The sequence below is a fragment of the Shewanella sp. MR-4 genome, from assembly GCF_000014685.1.
Lineage (GTDB): Bacteria > Pseudomonadota > Gammaproteobacteria > Enterobacterales > Shewanellaceae > Shewanella.
In genome coordinates this window covers 4,447,798-4,469,913 of record NC_008321.1, presented here as the reverse complement: position 1 = coordinate 4,469,913, position 22,116 = coordinate 4,447,798, and the positions used below count along the sequence as shown (strand labels likewise).

Genomic DNA, 22,116 nt, shown 5'->3' with positions numbered 1-22,116 from the left:
GTAGTGTATTTGTGGCTAAGGGGTTTTAACGCTAATGTATTGGAAGATTGAAATAGGACTCGAATATGGCGTTAATCATCCCGCAAAAACTGGGCAAGCTATTGATAAAAAATGTCTTGATACTCGCCTTGGGCAGCTTAGCTCTCTTTCCTGCGCAAGCCGCTAAGGTCAGTTTTAAAGCTTTTTGCCCGCAAATGGTGGGGCAGTGGCAGGGCAATGCCGCTAAGGTGGGGGAAATCCCGAAGCAAGTTATCGTCAACGGCTTTTGCTCCCATGATCAGCGCCAGTTGATCCTCTCCGTAAGTGTCGGTACGCGTGCTCCCTACAGCGAGACTTGGTGGTTTCGGGAGCAAGGCGAGCAAGTACTGTTAACCTACTACGACGGTGTCTCGCAGGAAAAGCAGCAACTCTTTAGTTTATATCAACAAAATGGCGATTATTCCCTGCTTGGCGAGGGAGTCGTGAATGCGCGCGCCGCCTTAATCCAACTGTTATTCGAAGCTAAATCGCCCCAAGGCGCATGGCTATGGACGCAAAATATCCAATATTTAGACGATGATATCGACCGCTATCAGCTCTTTCGTGGGATAGAGATGACGCCTGTCGCACCATCTCATTAAGCCGAATTATTCATACTCGACAATACGCAACTCACTTTGGGGACATAAACGAGCTAGAGTTTCTGTTCTAGCTCGCTGAACTGAGATTAGAAATAATATCTTGAAGCCTTAAACACTGATCAACCTTCAGTTTCAAGCTCTTCCTCAACTTCAAACCACGATGACGTATCAATTTTAAAGTCATGCTGGTCAATAGTAATATCAGTAGGATCCTCAACAGTTAAGTCAATAGAAACACTAAAAGGATAGTTTTCATATAATTCTGTAAAGTCCTCCCCTCTACCGTATTCTTGAGTAACATAAACTGTACCCGAGACCGCTACAGTGATACCGTTTTCCTCTAGATAAGTAACCACAAGCTCCTCTGGAGATACAGATTCAACTATTACGTTGTGTGCTAGGATGTCTAGCTCACTTGGAAAGTTATTGATAACGTAGTCGAATAGGTGATCTTGTAAGGTATCATGAATGCTATTGACTACTAAATTTTCCATCGAATCAATTTCTTCAATCACTTCTCTAGAGCGCTGAATAATAAACTTCATATCTGCGTAAAACTGCTTAGGGCAAGTGTTTAAGTGTTTTTCTGTAATATGGGTATATTTATTGAAGAAGTTAAATTCTTTGAGGTAGTCTTTAATGCTGTGATTTAGATCTTCTAACGACACAGTATCCAAATAAGCGTCTGACAGCATTCCTTGAGCGCAATATTTGAGTTTTTGACGCCTAGTTATTTCGAATCTATCACTCTCTCTCGAATACCAAGCTGCAGACTTAACTTTGCTATCAGGAGCTCTGCGATCAATAATCCGTAAAACAAGCTCTCTCATTGAGAAAGCAAAGTTGTGAAACCTCAACGGATTTCCATGAGAACAATAGTTTCTTAGGCTCGCTACAAATAATGTTTTTTCAAACTCAGTAACTAAGAGCCCTTCAAAGTCTTTTATAAAATCATGCTGTAATAAATGTTTTAATTTCATTGTATATCACTATTTGAATGAAGCTTAGCCGCATTAATTACGTAGCTTATTGATGCTTAGAGTTATTTCAGTAATTGCAGCCTTAAGTACTTGTAAACAAATCTTAGCTGTATGCTCTCTTGGTGTGAAGCCTGATGACATTTGTTGATAAGGGTGAATATAATTACGAAAGTCCCTCAAAATATGTGAAAATTTATGGGTATCTAACTGAATTAGTTCTAAGTCTTTTGCCACATCAATAAAGGCAGCGAGAGTCCATTCATGAAATGGTTGAACCTTACCGTCACGATTTTTTGGGGAAGACTTCACCGTGTTAAATGCTCGTGGATAAATAGAAGCTAATCCAAGAAAAACACCTTCTAAAGTACTACCAGCGATTAAAATAGTAGAAAGGTAAGCTGCCGAATTATAATTTTTTTCAATTTCATCGACTCGTTTGTTCAGTACATCAGTTACATTTGGGTCCAAGCCTAAATCAGAGATAGTGAAACCACTAAACTCTCGACTTAAAAAATCAGACTCAGACAGACTACTTGATTTCACTCTATCCTCGTTAAACTCCACTTTATGAAGCTTCTTGAAGGTTATTTCAGCTTCATTTCTAACAACTTGCCATTTATCAAAAGCTAAATACTGGTTAAATTCGACAATACAGCGATCCAACTTGTCAATGCGGCTAATAAAATTGACGGGATTGAATACTGTTTTAATGCACTTATCAAGTTGAGGTGTTCCATTGATTACTTCTAAACAATCGTCTGTATACTTCCAACGAGAGGGGAAGCCTTGTCCATATGAGTGATTAAAACCTAGAGCATTAAAAAACTTAACCAAATTTGGCCCAGAACGATACTCAGTCTCTTCGTTTATTAAGTCTCGAAGTTTTTCACTCGTTTTACTGCTGATGATCATTCAAAATCCCCTAGTACATAACGCGTCTTAAGCAGCTAATCTGCATCTTTTGTATCATTATAATGCCGCCTTTATTTTTTATATCAAAGAAAAATCAGTGTGTTAGTGATAAGTGGAACAAACTAGGTCGCCCCTTTGTTATCTAAGTAGGATACAGGGGGCTTCTTTACGCCCTTTAGATAAGTTTTAGTAGGGGAAATCTGTAGTATCAAAATATGAATGAATTTTTATTCTAACTCGAAAAGGGACAATACCTTTTTAGCTGAATGAGCAGCGAAAGGGTTAGTGAAGATTGGCATTTGTTGCACCAGTGACCGTTGGCGGCATGGATGCCGCCGTCGAGCCTATAGGGATAACTCTTGTTAAATAAAAAGGCGGCGTGTCACTGAGGTAACAATGACAATTCATACTGTACACATAGCGGCAAGGTTATCTGGTTTTGGTGTGAATTGAGTTAAAGCGATCTTTCGGCGTGGATGGCTGAATGATTTGGCTGAGTGATTGGAAAATTGGCTGGTGAAGTCCAGCCTAATCCAAATCAGTATTCCTACCTATTAAATTGCGCCTTCAAACCCGAGCTGACGCCAGGCTTCGTAGCTGATAATCGCCACGGCATTGGAGAGATTGAGGCTGCGACTGGTGGCCGCCATCGGAATGCGTAATCGCTGCTCGGTTGGGATCGACTCGATAATTGGCATAGGTAGCCCACGGGTTTCTGGGCCAAATAATAGCACGTCATCCTTGGCAAAACTGAGTTCAGTGTGAGGGCGGCTGCCCTTAGTGGTACAGGCCATAATGCGTTTGCCTGCCATGGCTTCGAGGAAGGCATCGAAGTTTTTATGGCGAGTCACATTGGTTAAATCGGCATAGTCTAGGCCCGCGCGGCGCAGTTTTTTCTCTTCAAAATCAAACCCTAGTGGCTCAATTAGATGCAGTTGGCTGCCGTTGTTTGCGCAAAGGCGAATGATATTACCCGTGTTGGGTGCGATTTCTGGCTCATAGAGTGCGATATGGAACATGCTTGCCCGCCTGTAAAAAATGACGCCCGATTATACGGCAAACAAGCCTTAAGCGCAGCTCTGCGTGCGCATATCTAAAGCAGTATAAACGCGAATCCATTTTTCTTTTCTCCCTATTAACCTTATCTCAGCACTTGCCTGTTCTATTCTCTCAAAGTAATATATCTCAGTATCAAGATACTTTTTAAGAAGTCATTATGCCGTTTGTGATTGCGTTACTCGCCCCCGTGTTTTGGGGGACCACCTATGCACTGGTGAGTCTTTACTTACAGGATATGTCACCCTACTGGGTGGCGGTTTGGCGCGCGCTGCCTGCGGGCATTTTGCTGCTGATGCTGCGCCCACGTTTGCCGACACTGGCATGGTCTAAATTAAGCTTGCTGGCGTTTTGTAATATTGGCGCCTTCTTTGCGCTGCTGTTTATTGGCGCCTATCGGCTACCCGGCGCCGTTGCGGGCACGCTGGGTGCGACATTGCCATTAATCTTTTTGATCCTCGCTTGGCTGATTGATAAAAAACGCCCGGGGATGAAGTGGTTACTGCTTGGCTTAATGGGCCTCGGTGGCGTGATTCTATTACTGAATCCCTCGGCGGATCTCGACCCGATTGGTGTACTGTGTATGCTGAGCGCGACGACTCTGATTGCCTTTTCTTCCCGTTGGATGCAGCGCTGGGATGTGGGCGACTTTTTAGTGCTCACCGCTTGGCAATTACTCTTGGGGGGATTGATGTTGATCCCGCTGGCTTGGTTTATGGCGGGGCCGCCACAGATCCCCAGTATGGATGTGGTTCCCTCGTTAATCTGGTTGGTTACCGCCAATACCGCAGTGGCTTATTGGGCTTGGCTCTGGTCAATGCGAAATTTAGGACCAGAAATCATGGGGATGGTGGCTTTAGTCAATCCCGTGGTTGCCGTATCATTAGGCGTATTGATTGTGGGTGAAGCCTTAGATATGCGCCAGTGGGCAGGGATTTTAGTGATTTTGCTGTCGCTACTGCTGATGAAGTTGCCGCAAAACTTGAGGTGGAATCCCTTAAAAGCGAGGGGTTAGATGTTAAAACACTTAGACTTAAACTTACTGCCCGTACTGGAAATTCTCCTCGAGGAGCAGAGTGTCACGGCCGCAGCGGCGCGGCTGCATTTGAGTCAGTCGGCGGTGAGCAAGCAATTGACTCGCCTGCGTGAAGTGTTTGATGACCCCTTATTCGAGCGCACCGCCTACGGCCTCAAGCCGACGCCCAAGGCACTGTCGCTGGCGCCCGATTTACGTCAATGCTTACAGCAATTAGCGCAATTTACCCGGCCAGACAGTTTTGAACCCGCCTTAAGCCAGCGCCAGTTTCGGATGCATCTGGTCGAAACGACCTATTCGCTGACCTTCCCACACTTTATGCCTTCGCTCTTAGCGCAGGCGCCCGGTGTGAGCATTAATTGCCAAACCTGGCGGCTGGATACCATGGACAGACTCCAGCGCTGCGATATCGATCTAGCCATAGGTTGTCGCGAATGGGATGAACGTTCGCCCATGCACGTAAACCATATTCCGGACGATATCCATTATGTTGAATTGGTTCAGGATTACACAGTGTGCCTGATGCGCCGTGACCATCCTGCACTATCGCAGGAATGGGATCTCGATACCTTTTTAAGCTATCGCCAATTACAGGTTGCTTTTGGTGGTTTGGAACATTGGTTGTTAGACGATGTGCTGCAAATCCAAGGGCGTAAACGGGATATTGCGGTGAATATGACCGACTTCCAGAGTGCGTTGGCCCTGTGTGAGCAGAGTGATTTGATTCTCTGCGCTCCTTCCCGTTATGCCTTGGCGGTGATGAAGTCGTTTGATCTTATGTATTTACCCTCACCGATTAAACTGATCCCCGGTGCGTATCTGCTGATGTGGCATAAGCATTTCGAGCACGATCTCAGCCATAAATGGCTGCGGGAACTGATTATTAACAAAGTCAGCGCCTCGCTCCCTAACTGATATCTGCCCCAGTGTTTAGCCAAGCCTGCAGCTTGGGCAAAATCGCCTGCCCATCGGCCAGCCCTTGGCGATATACGGCGGTCACTTTATCGATATTGCGGTCAAGTCGCGAGAGGTTAAGTGGCGCAGCAGGGCGGATCACAAAGGTATGGCCGCTGGCAACACTCTGGGCGAGTTCCTCGAGGGATTGGTTATAACGTTGGTGGCGTACTTTGAGCGCGGCGGCCACTGCCGGATAAGCTTGATAACGCTTGCGTGCTAACCAGTTGAACTTCATCGGCGATTTTCGATAGTTTGCGTCTTGAGTCAGGATCACCACCTGTCGCTTATAGCCCTCTTGCTGCGCCTTCGCTACCGGAATGGGCGCGGCGATACCGCCGTCGAGGTAGGTTTGCTGGTTTATCCGATAGGGATTGGCCATAAAAGGCAGGCTAGAGGAGGCGATAAGCACATCGAGCAATTTGTCGTGTTCTTGAAAATCGGCCATGCCAAAGTAATCAGTTTGTCCTGTTTGGCAGTTAAACGCCCCGACCTTAAACTCGGTTCCGCTGCCTAAAAAGGTTTTAAAATCAAAAGGCAGTAACTCATAGGCCATGCGCTTATAGGTAAAGTCGGTGTTGACGTAATTGCCCGTGGTTAACCAGTGGCGCAGCCCCATGTAGCGCTTATCCCGCAGATATTGCTGCTGAATTTGTAAATTGCGGCCAAATTGGCGTGAGACATAAGAAGCGGGATAAATCGCCCCCGCCGATACACCAATGACATAGGGGAAGTGCAATTGTTGCTGCAAAAAGGCATCTAACACACCGGCGGTATAAATTGCCCTCAGGCCGCCGCCCTCTAACACTAAGGCCACATCTTGCATTACGTTACTACTGTTTAATCGAATGGATAGAACAGCATACTCTAGCTCGAGGAAGAAATGAATGCGCTATAGGTGGCGCACAACTTCAACTGAGATGGGGCAAACTAACGGCGCATATTCTGATCTTGTCAGGTTCTCGCACTCCCAGCGCTCACAGCGATGGCACTCAAGATCACTTAGTAATCCGGTTTACGGATAAATAGGATGCTGAGATCCTGCGTTGGCGTGAACTGCTTTTGCTGAAACTCAAAGGTGAGTGGGTCGATTTTTTTAAGCTCGCCATCAAAACACAAGCTAATGAGATCTGTTGGCTGGGATTTTTTCAGCGTCAGTTTGAAGTCCTTAATCGCCCCTTGCCAGTTATTGGCCGTCACCAAAATATAGCTAAGGTGGCTCCACTCGACACCAATCTCCTGAGCTTCGCCGTCTTGTTTAACGATAAGGTTTCGCTTACGAATCCCTTGCTTGGCGCTTTCATCTAAACAGGCAAGCTCAGTGTAAGTATCGATAATACTGCTGGCGGTATCGGGCACGCCCGTTGGGAGGCTCGGGGTATAACTGTGGCTGATGGCAACGGCTTTACCTGCGGGAAAGGTTTGCTGCCACACAAAGTAGTCACTCAGGGTAAAGGCGATTTGTTGGTCCCCATCTAGCCATTCCTTGGGGAGCGCGGGTTTGCCCTTGGGGACTTCGCCATACTCGGCAAAGTAAGCGACTTCTTCTACGCCCCAGCCGAGTTTTTTAAGCTCTTGTGAAATATCCGTCTTATCGGCAAGTTGGGCGACGAGCCTGTGCTCAGTTGGTTGGGTTTTGCCATTTACTTTGAGGGTGAAGTTATCGATGCTGCTGTGATCGGCGGAGCCAAAAAACATCGGCGGCATAGGGAAGGCGATGGGGACGATAAGATCCTGCGAACTGGTGTTGGTAAACAGGTAATCGACCTTGACTTCGGCCTCGCTGATAAAGAGCGACTCCTTGTCCATACTGATATGTGGCTGATATTTAAGGGTGATAGAGCCATTAGCATCACCAAAACTGCTGTCATTGGCGAAGGCTGCTGTGCTCAGCAGCGCGAGTAAACCGCCCATTAAGGCGCGAATATGGATTGACATAAACATCTCAAAAGATAGCAATAAAGGATTAAGCGCGGCGGGCAAGCTTAATGGCTGCGGCGATGGCATTGCGAGCCTGTGGGCTGTTCTTCCAACAAGTGGTGCGTAGCATGCTGGCGACTAGGTTGGCGATATCTTCGACCTCATGCTCGGCCAACTGCGCGAGTGAGCTAATACCGATTTCTTCAAAGCGTTTAATGACAGTCGGGCCAACGCCCTTAACGGCGAGTAGTGCTTGTCTTTCTTGCTCATTAAAACCCATAACGAATACTCCTTTATTACTGGGTGATAGACTCATGCGTGAGTGGTGGCAAGCGTAGCCTGAAATGGCGCTAACAAAAAGGCCCATCATGGGCCTTTTGTGGTTCAACCGATATTTACATATCGCAGGGCTTGAGTGGCTTACGCAATTGGGCGCGCACGTTATCCATGCCGGCGTAGAACTCTTTCATCATTAACAGGCCCATCATCTTACCGTTATCTGTGATGATCAGATTATCGGGATCTGTGGGGTCGTTCTTGATGGCGCCAATCAGTTTCATCGAGGTCATTTCCTTAAACAGGGCTGTGTCTAAGTTAACGCCAAAGGTTTCGCGGAAGTATTTGCGCGATAGACGGCCAGAGAACATCCCCAGCAGGAAGCGATACTGCATCACATCCTTTTTGCTGTAGTTTTTCTGTTGCTCTACGCCCATCTTGCCAGCGGCGATCCGCTCTTGGTATTTACGCAGCGAGAAGGTGTTGACGTATAAAGTGTCATTCAAGAAGCTAAATGAGCCTGAACCCACCCCTAAATACTCATCGTAATCGATAACATATTCGTCGAAGCCTTCGTCATTCGCCTTACCAAAGGCCCATGCAGACAATTGATTATATTGACCATTTAAACGGTTTAAGATCTGGCGATATTGGTTGGCCATATCCGCCTGTGGCGCTGCCAGTTTACCTTTAACACTCTTACGCGTTTGGTGCGTGATCATCAGCGGATAGGTGGTGATCTGTCTGGGGTCGAGGCGTGAGGCCATGTCTAAGTCGTGCTGGATCACTTCATCGGTTTGACCGCGGAAGCCAAAAATCAGGTCGACGTTGATAATGGGGAACAGCTCTTTGGCCGCCATGATCTTGTCGAAGGTTTGCTGACCTGTGCCGAATTTTTCGAGGCGGTCGGTCATTTTTAAAATGTCATCGTTAAAGCTTTGTACGCCGATGGACATACGATCCACTAAGCCCTTGAGTTGCTTAAAGCCTGGGCTGTCTAAATGCTGTGGATCCGACTCGCAAGATACTTCTTTAATGCTTGGGAATAGGGTCTTGGCATGCTCAATGGTACGGGCGAGTTCGTCTTCTAATACTGTGGTGGTGCCGCCGCCAATGTACATAGATTCAAAGTCATAGCCTAAGGCTTTGACCATCTCCATCTCTTTACGCAGAGAGATAAAGTAAGCGCGCGCCTTGTCTTCCTTAAACATAAAACGGTGGAAGGTACAGTAAGAACACAAGGTATGGCAGAAGGGCACATGGGCATAAAGCATGTACTTTTTACCTTCGACCGGAGCGGGCATGATGTCGGCGGAGAGCGTATCGAGGCGAAGATTCTTATCGACATAATACTGCATGACTCGTTCCATCGAGCTGAGCATCCAGTTAGGGACGGTAATATTCGCTTGATAAGGCGTTGCGATCGCGCCATTGAGCGTTTGAATAACTGAAGACATAACGATTCCTATCTGAGAGTGCTAACCGTAAACACCGAAATTGCTTTAGGTAATTCACGACCACCTAGCGCAATTAGACTACCTCGTATGGAGTAAGCAAAACGTGAACTGGTTATAAGTTACGGTTTCCTAACAAGGAAATCACTGGCTTTTTGTTAAGCAGATCATGTTTTAGTAAACATAGATGCATATTTACTGAGGTTTTTGGCTGTTTGTTATTGAATTTGAGCGATTAACTTTAGTGCTCAATCGAAAGACTGAAATGATAAAAAGTTGAGCTTCTTACTTGTGGGCATTTTGACTTGTACTGAGGGTATCTGGCTGTCATTATCCCTGCGGACATTGCTTAATCTCCCCAAACTGCCTGAAATCTTGGAGGATCCCCATTGGTTAATATCAACCGCTTTTTTCCGCTATTTGCCTTACTTGGGACGGGTACGGCGTATTTGATGCCCGCATGGTTTAGCGGATTGAAAACCAGCATAGTGCCGTTGCTGGTGGTGATTATGTTATCCATGGGATTGACCTTAGATGTGCGGGATTTTGCCAATGCATTCAAACAGAAACGTGCCGTTATCACAGGCTTAATCTTGCAATTTACTCTGATGCCCTTAAGCGCCTTAGCCATTAGTTTGCTATTAGGACTCAATCGGGAATTGACCATAGGCATGGTGCTGGTGGGGAGTGTGGCGGGTGGTACGGCATCGAACGTGATTTGCTATTTGGCCAAGGGCGATGTCGCCTTATCTATCACTATGACTGCGCTATCGACCTTAGCGGGTGTGGTACTCACACCCTTGATTATTGAGCTATTAATCGGTGAGATGGTCGCTATTCCTTTAATGGATATGCTAGTCAGCCTCGTTAAAATCGTGCTTGTCCCTGTGACTGTGGGTGTGGTGTTGAATCACTTCTTTAAACCGCAGGTGGCTAAACTAGCCCCTGCATTGCCCATCATTTCTATCGTGGCGATTGTACTGGCCATCTGCATTATTGTGGCCCTAAATGCAGGGCAATTTTCGCAGGTGGGGCCTGTGATTTTACTCGCGGTGTTTCTACATAATGGTGTGGGACTCGCCTTGGGTTATACCTGCTGCCGCTTGCTCGGCTTTAACCATACAGTGTGTAAAACCATTTCGATTGAGGTAGGGCTGCAAAACTCAGGCCTTGCGACCGCATTATGCATCAAGTTTTTTAGCCCGCTCTCCGCTGTCCCTAGCGCAATTTTCTCGATCTGGCATAACCTTTCAGGCGCCCTGCTGGCAGGATATTGGGCGAGCTTAGAGCAGAAGAAACAGAGCGAGGAAGTTGAGTAATTCCTGTTATGGCTTCTATTTTATTGCTAAAGCATGCGGTCATCACTTCATCCACTTATCGTGCGATCGAAACCCTTATCGCCGCTAGTGCGGTGAATACGAGATTAATTGGCAGTTGTGTAAATTCCCCACGAGACGGGTAATAGGCTGACGAATATAAAGAAGAACGCTATCCGAACTTGGTGACTATTAGAGGAAGGCACGCCAGCCATTAGCACTAACCAACCAAGAATGGATGCTATCGCTATAAACAAATTGCTTATCCATAGTGAGAGAAAGCCAATAACGACCCCAATAAGCATGCCTATAGCGAGGTACATCGACTTTGTCTTTAGGATATCTGTCATAGCTTTGATTAGCTGTTAAGTATTTATGGGCTAGATTATAGCTAGGTGCTGAAGAAAGCCATTAGATGTTTATTTAAGGCTTTATGCATAGCTCTAAAAAAGTTTGGCCTAACATCTTGCGATATTAGGCCATTGTAACGACTTAGCTGACTCGAATTAGAGTCTAAAATGCGAGACTACGCCTGTTAGCTGTTCTTTCGTGGCGGCCAAAGAGGTTGCGCTATTGAGGGTTGCTTTACCGCTTTGATTCAGTTCATCTACCATTTCGCGAATGGTATTCAAGTTACGATTAATCTCTTCACTCACGGCGCTTTGTTCTTCGGCGGCGGTGGCGATTTGATTGCTCAATCCATTAATATCAAATACATAGGTCGTTAAGGTTTCAAGGCTTTCAGTCACCAGCGTAGTGGTGTCCGCTGCATCTTGGCAACTCTGTTTTGTCTCATCCATCGCATTAACGGCGCTGTTAGCACCTGTGCGTAGGCGTTCTAACATTTGATTGATCTCGGCCGTGCTCGCTTGGGTGCGAGCGGCTAGGGCGCGTACTTCATCGGCGACGACGGCAAAGCCTCGGCCTTGTTCGCCAGCGCGGGCGGCTTCGATGGCGGCGTTAAGGGCGAGTAAGTTGGTTTGGTCGGCAATATCTCCAATCACACCTAAGATAGTGGCGATATGGCGAGTGTTTTCATTCATTTCCGCTATGGTGTGGGCGGCGGTATCGACCTTACCAACCAAGGCGATAACAGTATTTGCCGCTTGTTCGACCGCTTTTTTCGACTTATCCGCCTGTTCATTTGCCTGCTGGGTAAAGCGTGCAGCAGAGGCGGCATCACCGGCAACGTTATGGGCAGTAGCACTCATTTCGGTCATGGCCGTAACCACTTGGTCGGTTTCTACCGCGTGGGTTTGCAATGCATGGGTATTGGCGTTGGACTGCACATTAAGCTGACCAATTTGATCCGACATATGTTCAGAGGCCTGGGCAATATCGGAAATCATATGACGCAAATGGTCAATGACTCGGTCGAGATCGGCGCCGAGCGAACACAGTTCGTTTTGACCGCTGATTTGGGTCTTCTGAGTCAGATCGCCATCGGCAAGGCGCTCAACAACGCGTTTGATTTGATTAACGATATTGACCAAACGTCTGCTCATAAAGAAGGCGCTTAGTAAGGAAGCGACAATCGCAATTAGGATTAGGCCAAGGAGCAATGCCTCGGTGGCGTTTACTTTATCTTCTGCCTGTTTACCCAGTTCATGGTTGCGTTGAGTGATCAACTTAACTAATTGATTAATCTCATGACTTACCTTGGGACCAAGAGCCCCGCGCTCGCGTGTAAGTTCTGGCTCTGTGCCAGTTTGTTTGGCGTAGGCGATTTCTTGCTGATATAGACGCACATATTGCTCAATTTGCGGTAATAGCGTGCGGATCGTTCTGGCATCTTGCCCCATAAAATCGGTATTAAAGTCTTCGAGTTTTTCAATGAGCTGCTGCACATTGCGTTGCTGTGTACTGATGGCATCGCTGTTATGGACTAATGTCGCTAAGCGCAACTCGAAAAACGATTCTCGCACACTCGTGAAAGTCTCTGCGAGCTGGGTATTGTTGACAAGTCTGCTGCTGGTGTCATTGAGTTCGGCAAAGCCCCGATAGGAGGAAATGCCGATAATGATCAATAAAATACTCGCAAACACTGAGGGCAGCGCCGTCAATGTGCTGGTTTTTGCATTGTTAAACATGGTGGCCTGCTGGGGTATAAATCAAGAAGGGATGTAATTAAATTACATATCGAGGTCATTTTAACGCTTGGATTCATACAACTGCAAGGTGATATTATGAACGGTTTTATCGCAATTCAATGTTTTAAAAGAGGTTGTGTTCATTGTGTTAATTTTGAATAGCGTACTGGTTGCTATAATTTGTGTAATTAAAATTCAATAAAATTTCAGCTGATTGATTTTCATGGTGAAAATAAAGCAGGCGTAGCAGTCACTATACAGCCTATTAACAGCGCCAAAGGCGATTGTGAGGCGGATCGCAAAACACACAAATGTTTATAAATGTATCTATGGCGTGTTGATGTTTTGAAATTGAATTTTGTTCGCTCTATCAATGTCTGTGGTGTTTATTCCTCATCCTATCTTATGCCTACCATCTCCCGCGAATTTGCGGTTAGTCACAAAGTTATACTCTGAATGCAAATGATATTGGTTATCATTTGGATTTAAGGTTGTTTTAATGTAGATTGTCGGCATTTCAAGCTAACACCGTTTATCAATGAGTGCTGTCGAGGTTTTTATGGAATGCAGGGCGTTTAAGAAAAGTGCAATTGCAGTAATGGTTTCGAGTTTAGTGATGTCATCAGCTTACGCTGCTGTGGACGCAGAATCTTCTGAACCGATTGAAAAAATTACTGTTTATGGTGAGAAAATTGAGCGTAGCCTTAAGGATACGACTTCCTCTATTTCGGTTATCGATAAAGACGCGCTCGACAGCGGTCAATATCAATCCACCTCGAGTGCCTTATCTGAAGTGCCTAACGTGGTGGTGCTTACGGGATCTGTGCCGGATATCCGTGGGGTTTCAGGTAATGGTTCAGCCTCGGGATTTAACTCTTTTACCGGCGGTGCTCGAGCACGGGTATCCACCTTAGTCGATGGCGTTGCTGAACCTTTTGTGGCCGATCTTACTGGTGATACTGGCCTGTGGGATATCCAACAAATTGAGGTGTACCGCGGCCCGCAATCGACGATTAACGGTCGTAACAGCATTGGTGGCACAGTGTTTATTAAAACGGAAGACCCCACCTTCGATTGGCAAGGTGCGGCTCGTGTTGGTTATCGCAATCAAGATAACTTTATCGATAGCGCCGTTATGCTCTCTGGCCCCATCCTCGATGATGAGCTGGCATTTAGGGTGAGCGGACAAAATGTGACAGGGAATACCTTCAATAAAGGCTTGGAATATGAGACAAATCCAGTCCCATTTGACCTCAATGAACTGATCACCAATCGCTGGCGCGGTAAATTCCTGTGGCAGCCGAGTGCGATTGAAGATCTCAAAGTGCTCTACAGCTTTTCATACAATGATGAGAAAGGTGACTCTGGGCGCAACTATTTTACCAGTGATGATCCTTGGGCGTTTAAGCCTATTTTCCAACGTTATATCGAGACAAAATCCACGACTCACTCAGTGAAAGTCGATTATGACCTTGGTGAAGGCCGCGCCTTCGATCTCATCGTCGCTTATATGGATTATGACTGGGGCTTTGAATCCTATGAGGCCCTTGCCACGGCGCAGCAATATGTGGATATGAACGACCAGAGTTACACTGTCGATGGTAAGTATAGCTTTGGTCTAAAAGATAAAGATTTCAATGGCTTTGTGGGTTTAGCCTATTTTAAACGCGATCAAGATTTTGGTAGTACTGGCAGCTCTGTCTACAGTGGGGATGATAGCACTGAGTCCACCTCTATTTATGGTGAGATGACCTATGGCCTTGCCGAATCACTCTGGGTCACATTCGGTGGCCGCGTGATGCGTGAGGAGCAATTGCGTAACTTCAATATGCTCTATCAAGGCAGTCAATTGCAGGAAAAACTCGATAATGCCAATACCGTTACCCTGCCGAAGTTAGTGCTGCAATATGCGCTGAATGACAGCACAACTTTGGCGGCCAGCGTGCGTCGCGGTTATAACTCGGGCGGCGGTGCGTTGTCGTTAGCCGAAAGTGAGTATTACTACTACGACAAAGAGTACGTTAATACCTATGAAATCAGCAGTCGCAGCGCGTTTATGGATGGCGATGTTAACTTTAATGCCAACCTCTTCTACAACGATTTCGAAGGTTACCAAGCCTCTAACAGCGCCCGCAAAATTACCAATATCGATAAAGCGGTCAGTTATGGTATTGAGGCTGAATTCAGCGCCATGCTCACCGAAAATCTGCAGTTTATTTCGGGCGTAGGTTTACTTGATAGTGAAATCAAGCAAGCGGATCCTAGCTATGGTGACATTATCGGCAATCAGCTGAACTCGGCGCCGCATGTGACCGCCAATGCGGGCTTAAAATATTGGTTGGGCGATGCATTTTCTTTTGGTTTTTCAGGTAACTATGTGGGTGAGTATTATGCGGATATTAATAATACCGAATCACGGGTGGCTGGCGATTATGTCGTTGCCCGCTTAAGCCTCGATTATCAAACCGATAGCTGGAGAATCAGCGGCTTTGTAAACAACCTGTTTGATGAGCAAGCCTTGACGGTAAATGAACCTGCCAGCCGCAGTTATCCCGATGGTTATGCGGCGATTATCGACCCAAGAAATCTGGGTGTCTCTGTGATGTACCGCTTCTAAGCGCTCGATTTAACGCACTTATTTTACCCATAAAAAAACCTCCACAGCATGCTGTGGAGGTTTTGTGTTTTCAGCGACTTTTACTCTTTATATTTCAAAGTGCCGTTAGCTTTGATTTCGTCGTACCACAGGTTGTGGTGTTGGGTTGCCCAGTTTTCATCACAATAACCAGACACCATACACTCCATACCTCCTTCAGACATTACCGTTGCCATGAAGATATGCACGATAGAGAAGGCGCAGATCACGATAGCGCTCACTGAGTGCAATACCAGCGCGATTAAGCTTAAGGTGCGGCTTGGTTCGAAAAGATTTGGGAACAGTAACAACATGCCCGAGGCTGAAATCACTAACCCAAACAGGGCAAAGGCCCAGAACCACATTTTTTCACCGGCGTTAGCAAAACCTGCGTCAGGGTGCTTACCTTTGAAGGGACCAAAGTTGATGTAACCACCCACAACGAGGAACCACTTCACGTCGTACATTTTTGGCAGCTGGTTCTTCGCCCATAACACTGTCATCAATGCCCAGCCGATCATAAACGGAATCGCCATCACATCGTGGATTTGTTTAGCGCCATAAACGATGGCTTCCCAGATGCCTTCGCCCAACCAAGGTTGGAAGAAGAAACGACCCGCTAATAAGGTTAAGCCCGTTAAAATCAACATTAAGCACGGGATCGCACCTAACCAGTGGATTGAAACGTCAAACTTTGACCAGCGATGCACTAACTTGCCTGAAAAACCATGGTGTAGCTTGGAGATGCCGTTCACCTTGATAAATAAGACAAAGATAATGATCATGCCGAATAACGCTGCCATTAAGGCCGGCGCCAACCAGTCGCTACGCAGCTCCAGCACACGCAGATCGTAGGTATTGATCGGTTGTGCGTGGAACTCGCTTTGGGAGGTAGTGTATCCCGTGGCGCCGTCCTTCAGCTGTGCCCAAATTTGGGCATCAGAGGCTTGAGGTTGGAGCGCCTGTTCATCACCACCATTGGCTAGACACACGGCACTAAATAGCAGTGCTATGGCTAAACCTATGTGTTTGAACCATTTGTTCATCATACATCCTCTCTCGCTTAGTGGCGCCTGCTAGCAGGCGCCAAGCTAAGTCTGTGGACAGATCCTGTGACCTGAATTAATTCCAAGCCGCGTTTTTAGCGCCACGGTAAGCCACACGCTCACGGAAGATGCTAGAAACCACTTCTGCATCACCCGCTAACAGGGCCTTAGTCGCACATAGTTCTGCGCACATTGGCAGTTTGCCTTCGGCAATACGGTTTGAACCGTACTTTTGGCGCTCTGCCTCTGAGTGGTTTTCTTCTGGCCCGCCGGCACAGAAGGTACATTTATCCATCTTACCGCGGCTACCAAAGGCACCTTTTTTCGGGAACTGTGGTGCGCCAAATGGACAGGCGTACAAGCAATAACCGCAACCAATACAGGCATCTTTGTTGTGTAGCACAATGCCGTCTTCGGTTTTGTAGAAGCAGTTTGCTGGGCAAACCGCCATACATGGCGCGTCTGAGCAATGCATACAGGCGACAGAGATTGAAGCTTCACCGGGTTGACCATCGTTGATAGTTACTACGCGGCGGCGTTGAATACCCCACTCGAGAGCGGAATCGTTTTCGTTTTTACATGCGGTGACACAGCCGTTACATTCGATGCAGCGCTTGGTGTCACACAAAAATTTCATTGTAGCCATAGTGGCAATTCTCCTAGCTTAAGCTGCACTTACGCTTTAACGATCTGACAGAGCGACGCTTTGGTTTCCTGCATTTGAGTCACAGGGTCATAACCATAGGTCAGTGCCGTGTTAGCGGATTCACCGATAACGTAAGGCACAGTGCCCTCAGGATAGTTAGGCGCTAAGCTTTCACCGTGCATCACACCCGCAAAGTGGTATGGCATAAAGGTCACACCTGGTTTAACGCGTGGTGTTACCATGGCTTGTACTTTAATGCGGCCACCTTCGGCGCCCTCTAACCACACAAACTCACCGTTGCGGATACCGCGGTCGGCTGCGTCACCTGGGTTGATTTCAACAAACATTTCCTGTTGAAGCTCAGCCAGCCATGGGTTAGAACGAGATTCTTCACCACCACCTTCGTATTCCACTAAACGACCAGAGGTCAGTACCAGTGGGTACTTGCCGCTGAAGTCTTTCTCTTGGATTGACTTGTACAGTGTTGGCAGACGATGAACTTGCATATCGTCGTAGGTTGGGTATTTAGCCACTAAGTCACGGCGTGCTGTGTATAACGGCTCGCGGTGAACTGGCACTTGGTCTGGGAAAGTCCAAACAATACAACGGGCTTTAGCGTTACCAAATGGAATACAACCGTGCTTGATTGCCACGCGCACTATGCCGCCTGACAAGTCTGTCTTCCAGTTGCGGCCTTCAGCTTCGGCTTTTTCTTCCGCAGTCAGGTCATCCCACCAACCGAGTTGCTTCAGCAGCTTGTCGGTAAATTCTGGGTAACCGTCTTGGATCTCGGCACCTTTAGAGAAAGAGCCTTCAGCCAGTAGGTTTTTGCCATTGTATTCAACGCCGTAACGAGCGCGGAAGTTACCGCCGCCGTCTTTAACGTGTTTGGATTGGTTATACAGAATTTGGGTACCAGGGTGTTTAGCTTCTGGTGTGCCCCAACATGGCCAAGGTAAACCGTAGGTTTCGCCCTTCGCTGGGCCGCCGACGGCTTCGAGCGTCTTGTTGCTGAAAGTGCCCCAGTTTTGGGTGTGCAGCTTGATACGCTCAGGGCTTTGACCTGTCATACCGATGGTCCACATGCCGCGGTTGATTTCGCGGGTGATCTCTTCGATAACCGGTAAGCCGTTTTCTTTGGCGATGCGTTTAGTGTATTGCTCGGCAATACCGAGTTTTTGCGCTAAACGGTACATAATTTCGATGTCGGTTTTTGACTCGAATAAAGGTTGGATAACCTGCTCACGCCATTGGATAGAACGGCCTGAGTTAGACACTGAACCTTGAGTTTCAAACTGAGTCGCAGCAGGTAACAGATACACGCCATTCTTACGACGGTGCATCACACCCGCCATGGTTGGGAATGGGTCGACAACCACTACTGTGTCCATCTTGTCTAAAGCATCACGCACTTCACGTTGACGGGTTTCAGTGTTGACCGATTGACCCCAGAAGAAGGCCATACGGATATTGTCTTTCTGTGCCAGCTTGCTCTTGTCTTCTAACACGCCATCGTGCCAGCGAGAACAAGGAATACCAGGGGTGGTCATTGGATCTTTGCCTAAATAGGCGTTTTGATCGAAGCGGCTCTTCACCCACTCCATATCTAGATCCCACACATGGGTCCAGTGAGTCCAAGCGGCTGAGGTTAAACCGTAGTAACCTGGTAGGTTATCGAACAGCAGACCTAAGTCGGTCGCGCCTTGTACGTTGTCGTGGCCACGGAAAATGTTAGTACCGCCGCCAGAAACGCCCATGTTGCCTAAGGCTAATTGCAGAATACAGTAAGCACGGGTGTTAGCGTTACCGACGTGGTGTTGAGTACCACCCATACACCAAATCACGGTACCTGGACGGTTTTCCGCCATCAGTTTCGCGGCTTGATAAATGACTTCTTCACTTACGCCAGTGATATTTGCCACTTCTTTAGGTGGGAATTTTTTCGCTTCTTCGCGGATGGTTTCCATCTCAAATACGCGTTGTTGGATAAAGGTCTTATCTTCCCAACCGTTTTCGAAAATGTGCCATAACATACCGTAGATAAAGGGAATGTCAGTACCTGGACGAATCGCGCAGTGCAGATCTGAGTGCGCCGCAGTGCGAGAGAAACGTGGGTCAACAACGATGATTTTCGCGTTGTTTTTCTCTTTAGCGATCAGAATGTGCTGCATAGATACTGGATGCGCTTCTGCTGGGTTGGCCCCGATCAGGAAGATGGCATTGGCATTCTGAATGTCGTTGAAAGAGTTAGTTTGCGCACCGTAACCCCAAGTGTTAGCAACACCGGCTACCGTGGTAGAGTGACAAATACGAGCTGAGTGGTCGACGTTGTTTGTGCCCCACATGGCCGCCAGTTTGCGGTACATATAGCAGCCTTCGTTAGAGAACTTAGCGCTACCCATGAAGTACACTGAGTCTGGGCCTGATTCTTTACGAATGTTGAGCATTTGGTCGCCCACTTCGTTAATCGCATCTTCCCAAGAGATTTTTTTCCACTTACCATCAACCAATTTCATTGGGTATTTCAGGCGTTTTTCACCGTGGCCATGCTCACGCAGTGCAGCACCCTTAGCGCAGTGACCGCCAGCATTGAATGGGTGATCGAATGCAGGTTCTTGACCCGTCCACACACCATTTTGCACTTCGGCATACAGACCACAACCCACAGCACAGGCACTACAAATCGTACGTTTAACTTCGATCGGCGCGTCGTGTGGCACATCTTTGGCTTCTGCGCGGCGCATCATGCCAGTACCCATCAGAGAAGCTGCTGCGATACCACCGGTAGTAATACCTGCTTGCTTCATAAATTGACGACGGCTAATGCCTAACGTCGGTTTGTCGGCCACTTGGGCGACATCGGACTTGCGAGTTAACTTCATCGCTGACTTCTCCTAGATTAGCTACGCAGGCTATCGTAATAGCTGATAATGTGCGCAGTTTCGTGGTAACCCTTAGGCTCTTTGGTTGTTACCTTGCTGCTCTCGCTGGCTTGGGCTGCGCTCATGCCGGTAGCGGCAATTGCGGCGCCGGCAACGCTGCCAACGGTGAGTGCTTTAAGCAAAGAACGGCGAGATAAATCGCTAGGTTGTTGCTTCATGCTGACTCCTGAATGAGGGGTTATGGTTCTTGGATGGCGCGACTTTTCGAGGGATTGAGCTTGTTATCAAAAAGTGAAGATTAGAGGTGGAAAAGATAATGAAATCATCTTGCTTGCCGTTAATCATCGCGCGTGAGGGCAATATAGTAGGAATAGATTGAGTAGGATTTGATCTAGAACAGTTTGTGACCGGACAAGCAGGGACTGCGATGCAAAAGCGTTAACTCGCTCATGGTTTCTGCACTTGTGTGATCGCGAAAAATCGGTCGCTTTTCGGATGAAAATAAAGCACTTGTTAATGATTTATGAGTGGTTTAAGGGTAAAAAAACACCCCGCAGTGCGAGGTGTTTTTATCAGATTAAAGCATCACGCTTTAGTTAGTCTTTATAACGCAGACTGCCGTTGGCCTTGATTTCGTCATACCATAAATTGTGGTGCTGGATAGCCCAGTTCTCATCACAATAGCCTGACTTCATACACTCCATACCACCTTCACTGAGTACGGTTGCCATCCAGATATGCACTATGGTAAAGGCAATCAGGATAACGGCACTGATCGAGTGGATCAGCAGCGCGCCCATCGAGGCTTCACGGGGCAGGTCTAAGCCGGGCAATACCAACATGATGCCAGAGACACTGATAAACAGCCCGAATAGGGTCAGTGTCCAGAACCACATTTTTTCACCGGCGTTAGCAAAACCACTGTCAGGGTGTTTACCTTTGAATGGACCAAAGTTGATATAGCCACCGACCACTAGGAACCATTTAAGATCGTACATTTTAAAGGTTTGTAGCGGCATCCATTTCACCACGCAGACAATCCACGCCATGATAAAGATGGGGCCTGCCCAGTCGTGCACGGTTTTACTGCCGTAGATCAGCGGTGCCCAGATGTCCGGCCCTAGCAGTTCTTGCACAACATGCTTACCGAGCATAATGGTTAAGCCGGTAAACATCAGCGTGAGACAGCTAATTGCCATGATCCAGTGGATCCACAGATCCGCCTTAGACCAACGTGCTACCATCTTGCCTGAAAAGCCGTGGCTGAGTCTTGAAGGACCATTCACCAGGTAAAACAGTAAGAAAGCACCAAACACACCCGTTACAGCCAAGGCCATAATCGGGGTGATGTATTGGTTTCTCAGTTCTTTACCTTGGTTACCGGCAACGTTAATCAACACCCCAGTTTCGACCCCTTTGGCTGTGGTATAGCCAGTTTCACCCGACTTTACCGCGCGCCACAGATCGGCTTCGCTGGTTTGCGCTTTCGCCTGTTGTTGACTCGATTGCTGATCACTTGCCTGTACTGGGCTTGCGCTCATTACTGAACCTAGGCCCAATCCCATCACGAGTACCATCAGAGCAAACAGACTGCGCAGTGATTTGTTTAACTGTTTGTTTAACATTTTCACTCCTTGCCAGAGGTTAGGGATGACTCCCTAACCTTCACTCTGCTTAGTTAATCTCACCGGTCTTTGGGTTGTAGCCCCAAATCACGTTAGGATTGCCTCGAGAGGCCATACGTTGACGGTAGATGTTTGATACCACTTCCGCATCACCCGCAAGCAGCGCTTTGGTTGAACAAAGCTCAGCACACATAGGTAGCTTGCCTTCAGCAATACGGTTTGCACCGTATTTCTTGTGCTCGGCTTCGGAGAAGGTTTCTTCTGGGCCACCGGCACAGAAAGTACACTTGTCCATTTTACCGCGGCTACCGAAGGCGGTTTTCTTCGGAAATTGTGGTGCACCAAACGGACAGGCATAGAAGCAGTAGCCACAACCGATACAGGTATCTTTGTTGTGTAGCACAATGCCATCGTCGGTACGGTAGAAACAATCTGCCGGACATACGGCCATGCAAGGAGCGTCGGTACAGTGCATACATGCTACTGAAATCGATGCTTCACCCGGTTGACCATCGTTAATCGTCACCACGCGGCGACGTTGAATACCCCACTCAAGTGCGGAGTCGTTTTCGTTTTTACATGCTGTGACGCAGCCGTTACACTCGATGCAGCGTTTGGTGTCACACAAAAATTTCATGACTGCCATAATGGCTTATCTCCTCATCAAG

General features: G+C 47.4%; 19 protein-coding genes. 5 read left to right on the top strand and 14 right to left on the bottom strand.

What is annotated here, in order from left to right; all coding sequences use genetic code 11:
• The first annotated feature begins 65 nt into the window (after positions 1-65).
• Positions 66-620, top strand: a complete 555-nt coding sequence (locus SHEWMR4_RS19530; RefSeq protein ID WP_011624460.1) for a hypothetical protein — start codon at positions 66-68, stop codon at positions 618-620.
• 119 nt (positions 621-739) lie between these two features.
• Here SHEWMR4_RS19530 and SHEWMR4_RS19525 read toward each other — a convergent pair whose 3' ends face one another.
• The 3 genes from SHEWMR4_RS19525 to trmL all read right to left on the bottom strand — a co-directional run bounded on the left by SHEWMR4_RS19525 (position 740) and on the right by trmL (position 3,531).
• A complete protein-coding gene (locus SHEWMR4_RS19525; RefSeq protein WP_011624459.1) occupies positions 740-1,600 on the bottom strand; it encodes a hypothetical protein in 861 nt (286 codons plus the stop codon).
• Positions 1,601-1,633: 33 nt separating this feature from the next.
• A complete protein-coding gene (locus tag SHEWMR4_RS19520; RefSeq protein ID WP_011624458.1) occupies positions 1,634-2,512 on the bottom strand; it encodes a hypothetical protein in 879 nt (292 codons plus the stop codon).
• Positions 2,513-3,066: 554 nt separating this feature from the next.
• Positions 3,067-3,531, bottom strand: a complete 465-nt coding sequence (gene trmL / locus SHEWMR4_RS19515) for a tRNA (uridine(34)/cytosine(34)/5-carboxymethylaminomethyluridine(34)-2'-O)-methyltransferase TrmL (protein WP_011624457.1) — start codon at positions 3,529-3,531, stop codon at positions 3,067-3,069.
• Between the two features lie 197 nt (positions 3,532-3,728).
• Between trmL and SHEWMR4_RS19510 the strand changes: the two genes are divergently transcribed.
• Together SHEWMR4_RS19510 and SHEWMR4_RS19505 are read left to right on the top strand one after the other, a co-directional pair.
• A complete protein-coding gene (locus tag SHEWMR4_RS19510; RefSeq protein ID WP_011624456.1) occupies positions 3,729-4,583 on the top strand; it encodes a DMT family transporter in 855 nt (284 codons plus the stop codon).
• Positions 4,584-5,519 (top strand): LysR family transcriptional regulator, encoded by a 936-nt coding sequence (locus SHEWMR4_RS19505; protein WP_011624455.1) that lies wholly within the window; start codon positions 4,584-4,586, stop codon positions 5,517-5,519.
• Here the strand turns inward: SHEWMR4_RS19505 and SHEWMR4_RS19500 are convergent.
• The 4 genes from SHEWMR4_RS19500 to SHEWMR4_RS19485 all read right to left on the bottom strand — a co-directional run bounded on the left by SHEWMR4_RS19500 (position 5,512) and on the right by SHEWMR4_RS19485 (position 9,211).
• A complete protein-coding gene (locus SHEWMR4_RS19500; protein ID WP_011624454.1) occupies positions 5,512-6,384 on the bottom strand; it encodes a patatin family protein in 873 nt (290 codons plus the stop codon). The genes SHEWMR4_RS19505 and SHEWMR4_RS19500 overlap by 8 nt on opposite strands.
• Before the next feature lie 176 nt (positions 6,385-6,560).
• Positions 6,561-7,496 carry a DUF4424 domain-containing protein gene (locus tag SHEWMR4_RS19495; protein ID WP_011624453.1) on the bottom strand — a complete coding sequence of 312 codons (936 nt, stop codon included), beginning with the start codon at positions 7,494-7,496 and terminating at the stop codon, positions 6,561-6,563.
• A gap of 28 nt (positions 7,497-7,524) precedes the next feature.
• Positions 7,525-7,758, bottom strand: coding sequence for a hypothetical protein (locus tag SHEWMR4_RS19490; RefSeq protein WP_011624452.1), 234 nt, complete (start codon positions 7,756-7,758; stop codon positions 7,525-7,527).
• Between the two features lie 115 nt (positions 7,759-7,873).
• On the bottom strand, positions 7,874-9,211 hold the full coding sequence (locus SHEWMR4_RS19485) for a coproporphyrinogen III oxidase family protein (RefSeq protein WP_011624451.1): 1,338 nt from the start codon (positions 9,209-9,211) through the stop codon (positions 7,874-7,876).
• Positions 9,212-9,597: 386 nt separating this feature from the next.
• Here SHEWMR4_RS19485 and SHEWMR4_RS19480 point away from each other — a divergent pair, with 386 nt between their 5' ends.
• On the top strand, positions 9,598-10,527 hold the full coding sequence (locus SHEWMR4_RS19480; protein ID WP_011624450.1) for a bile acid:sodium symporter family protein: 930 nt from the start codon (positions 9,598-9,600) through the stop codon (positions 10,525-10,527).
• A gap of 503 nt (positions 10,528-11,030) precedes the next feature.
• Here the strand turns inward: SHEWMR4_RS19480 and SHEWMR4_RS19470 are convergent.
• On the bottom strand, positions 11,031-12,614 hold the full coding sequence (locus SHEWMR4_RS19470; protein ID WP_011624449.1) for a methyl-accepting chemotaxis protein: 1,584 nt from the start codon (positions 12,612-12,614) through the stop codon (positions 11,031-11,033).
• 559 nt (positions 12,615-13,173) lie between these two features.
• Between SHEWMR4_RS19470 and SHEWMR4_RS19465 the strand changes: the two genes are divergently transcribed.
• Positions 13,174-15,231, top strand: coding sequence for a TonB-dependent receptor (locus SHEWMR4_RS19465; RefSeq protein ID WP_011624448.1), 2,058 nt, complete (start codon positions 13,174-13,176; stop codon positions 15,229-15,231).
• A gap of 80 nt (positions 15,232-15,311) precedes the next feature.
• Here the strand turns inward: SHEWMR4_RS19465 and SHEWMR4_RS19460 are convergent, their stop codons facing one another.
• The 6 genes from SHEWMR4_RS19460 to fdh3B (SHEWMR4_RS19435) all read right to left on the bottom strand — a co-directional run bounded on the left by SHEWMR4_RS19460 (position 15,312) and on the right by fdh3B (SHEWMR4_RS19435) (position 22,094).
• Entirely contained in the window at positions 15,312-16,295 is a 984-nt protein-coding gene (locus tag SHEWMR4_RS19460) for a formate dehydrogenase subunit gamma (RefSeq protein ID WP_011624447.1), read from the bottom strand.
• A 76-nt stretch (positions 16,296-16,371) separates the two neighbouring features.
• Entirely contained in the window at positions 16,372-16,941 is a 570-nt protein-coding gene (fdh3B, locus tag SHEWMR4_RS19455; protein ID WP_011624446.1) for a formate dehydrogenase FDH3 subunit beta, read from the bottom strand.
• Between the two features lie 29 nt (positions 16,942-16,970).
• Positions 16,971-19,823, bottom strand: a complete 2,853-nt coding sequence (locus tag SHEWMR4_RS19450; RefSeq protein WP_011624445.1) for a molybdopterin-dependent oxidoreductase — start codon at positions 19,821-19,823, stop codon at positions 16,971-16,973.
• Between the two features lie 17 nt (positions 19,824-19,840).
• Entirely contained in the window at positions 19,841-20,041 is a 201-nt protein-coding gene (locus SHEWMR4_RS19445) for a twin-arginine translocation signal domain-containing protein (RefSeq protein WP_011624444.1), read from the bottom strand.
• A gap of 378 nt (positions 20,042-20,419) precedes the next feature.
• Positions 20,420-21,448: a formate dehydrogenase subunit gamma gene (locus SHEWMR4_RS19440; RefSeq protein WP_011624443.1), complete on the bottom strand. Its 1,029-nt coding sequence runs from the start codon at positions 21,446-21,448 to the stop codon at positions 20,420-20,422.
• Positions 21,449-21,497: 49 nt separating this feature from the next.
• On the bottom strand, positions 21,498-22,094 hold the full coding sequence (gene fdh3B, locus SHEWMR4_RS19435; RefSeq protein ID WP_007651894.1) for a formate dehydrogenase FDH3 subunit beta: 597 nt from the start codon (positions 22,092-22,094) through the stop codon (positions 21,498-21,500).
• Positions 22,095-22,116 lie beyond the last annotated feature (22 nt).

Excerpts from the sequence above, each read along its gene's own strand:
- SHEWMR4_RS19530 (WP_011624460.1), top strand. The coding sequence starts at position 66 with ATGGCGTTAATCATCCCGCAAAAACTGGGCAAGCTATTGATAAAAAAT.
- SHEWMR4_RS19525 (WP_011624459.1), bottom strand. The coding sequence starts at position 1,600 with ATGAAATTAAAACATTTATTACAGCATGATTTTATAAAAGACTTTGAA.
- SHEWMR4_RS19520 (WP_011624458.1), bottom strand. The coding sequence starts at position 2,512 with ATGATCATCAGCAGTAAAACGAGTGAAAAACTTCGAGACTTAATAAAC.
- trmL (WP_011624457.1), bottom strand. The coding sequence starts at position 3,531 with ATGTTCCATATCGCACTCTATGAGCCAGAAATCGCACCCAACACGGGT.
- SHEWMR4_RS19510 (WP_011624456.1), top strand. The coding sequence starts at position 3,729 with ATGCCGTTTGTGATTGCGTTACTCGCCCCCGTGTTTTGGGGGACCACC.
- SHEWMR4_RS19505 (WP_011624455.1), top strand. The coding sequence starts at position 4,584 with ATGTTAAAACACTTAGACTTAAACTTACTGCCCGTACTGGAAATTCTC.
- SHEWMR4_RS19500 (WP_011624454.1), bottom strand. The coding sequence starts at position 6,384 with ATGCAAGATGTGGCCTTAGTGTTAGAGGGCGGCGGCCTGAGGGCAATT.
- SHEWMR4_RS19495 (WP_011624453.1), bottom strand. The coding sequence starts at position 7,496 with ATGTCAATCCATATTCGCGCCTTAATGGGCGGTTTACTCGCGCTGCTG.
- SHEWMR4_RS19490 (WP_011624452.1), bottom strand. The coding sequence starts at position 7,758 with ATGGGTTTTAATGAGCAAGAAAGACAAGCACTACTCGCCGTTAAGGGC.
- SHEWMR4_RS19485 (WP_011624451.1), bottom strand. The coding sequence starts at position 9,211 with ATGTCTTCAGTTATTCAAACGCTCAATGGCGCGATCGCAACGCCTTAT.
- SHEWMR4_RS19470 (WP_011624449.1), bottom strand. The coding sequence starts at position 12,614 with ATGTTTAACAATGCAAAAACCAGCACATTGACGGCGCTGCCCTCAGTG.
- SHEWMR4_RS19465 (WP_011624448.1), top strand. The coding sequence starts at position 13,174 with ATGGAATGCAGGGCGTTTAAGAAAAGTGCAATTGCAGTAATGGTTTCG.
- SHEWMR4_RS19460 (WP_011624447.1), bottom strand. The coding sequence starts at position 16,295 with ATGAACAAATGGTTCAAACACATAGGTTTAGCCATAGCACTGCTATTT.
- fdh3B (WP_011624446.1), bottom strand. The coding sequence starts at position 16,941 with ATGGCTACAATGAAATTTTTGTGTGACACCAAGCGCTGCATCGAATGT.
- SHEWMR4_RS19450 (WP_011624445.1), bottom strand. The coding sequence starts at position 19,823 with ATGAAGTTAACTCGCAAGTCCGATGTCGCCCAAGTGGCCGACAAACCG.
- SHEWMR4_RS19445 (WP_011624444.1), bottom strand. The coding sequence starts at position 20,041 with ATGAAGCAACAACCTAGCGATTTATCTCGCCGTTCTTTGCTTAAAGCA.
- SHEWMR4_RS19440 (WP_011624443.1), bottom strand. The coding sequence starts at position 21,448 with ATGTTAAACAAACAGTTAAACAAATCACTGCGCAGTCTGTTTGCTCTG.
- fdh3B (WP_007651894.1), bottom strand. The coding sequence starts at position 22,094 with ATGGCAGTCATGAAATTTTTGTGTGACACCAAACGCTGCATCGAGTGT.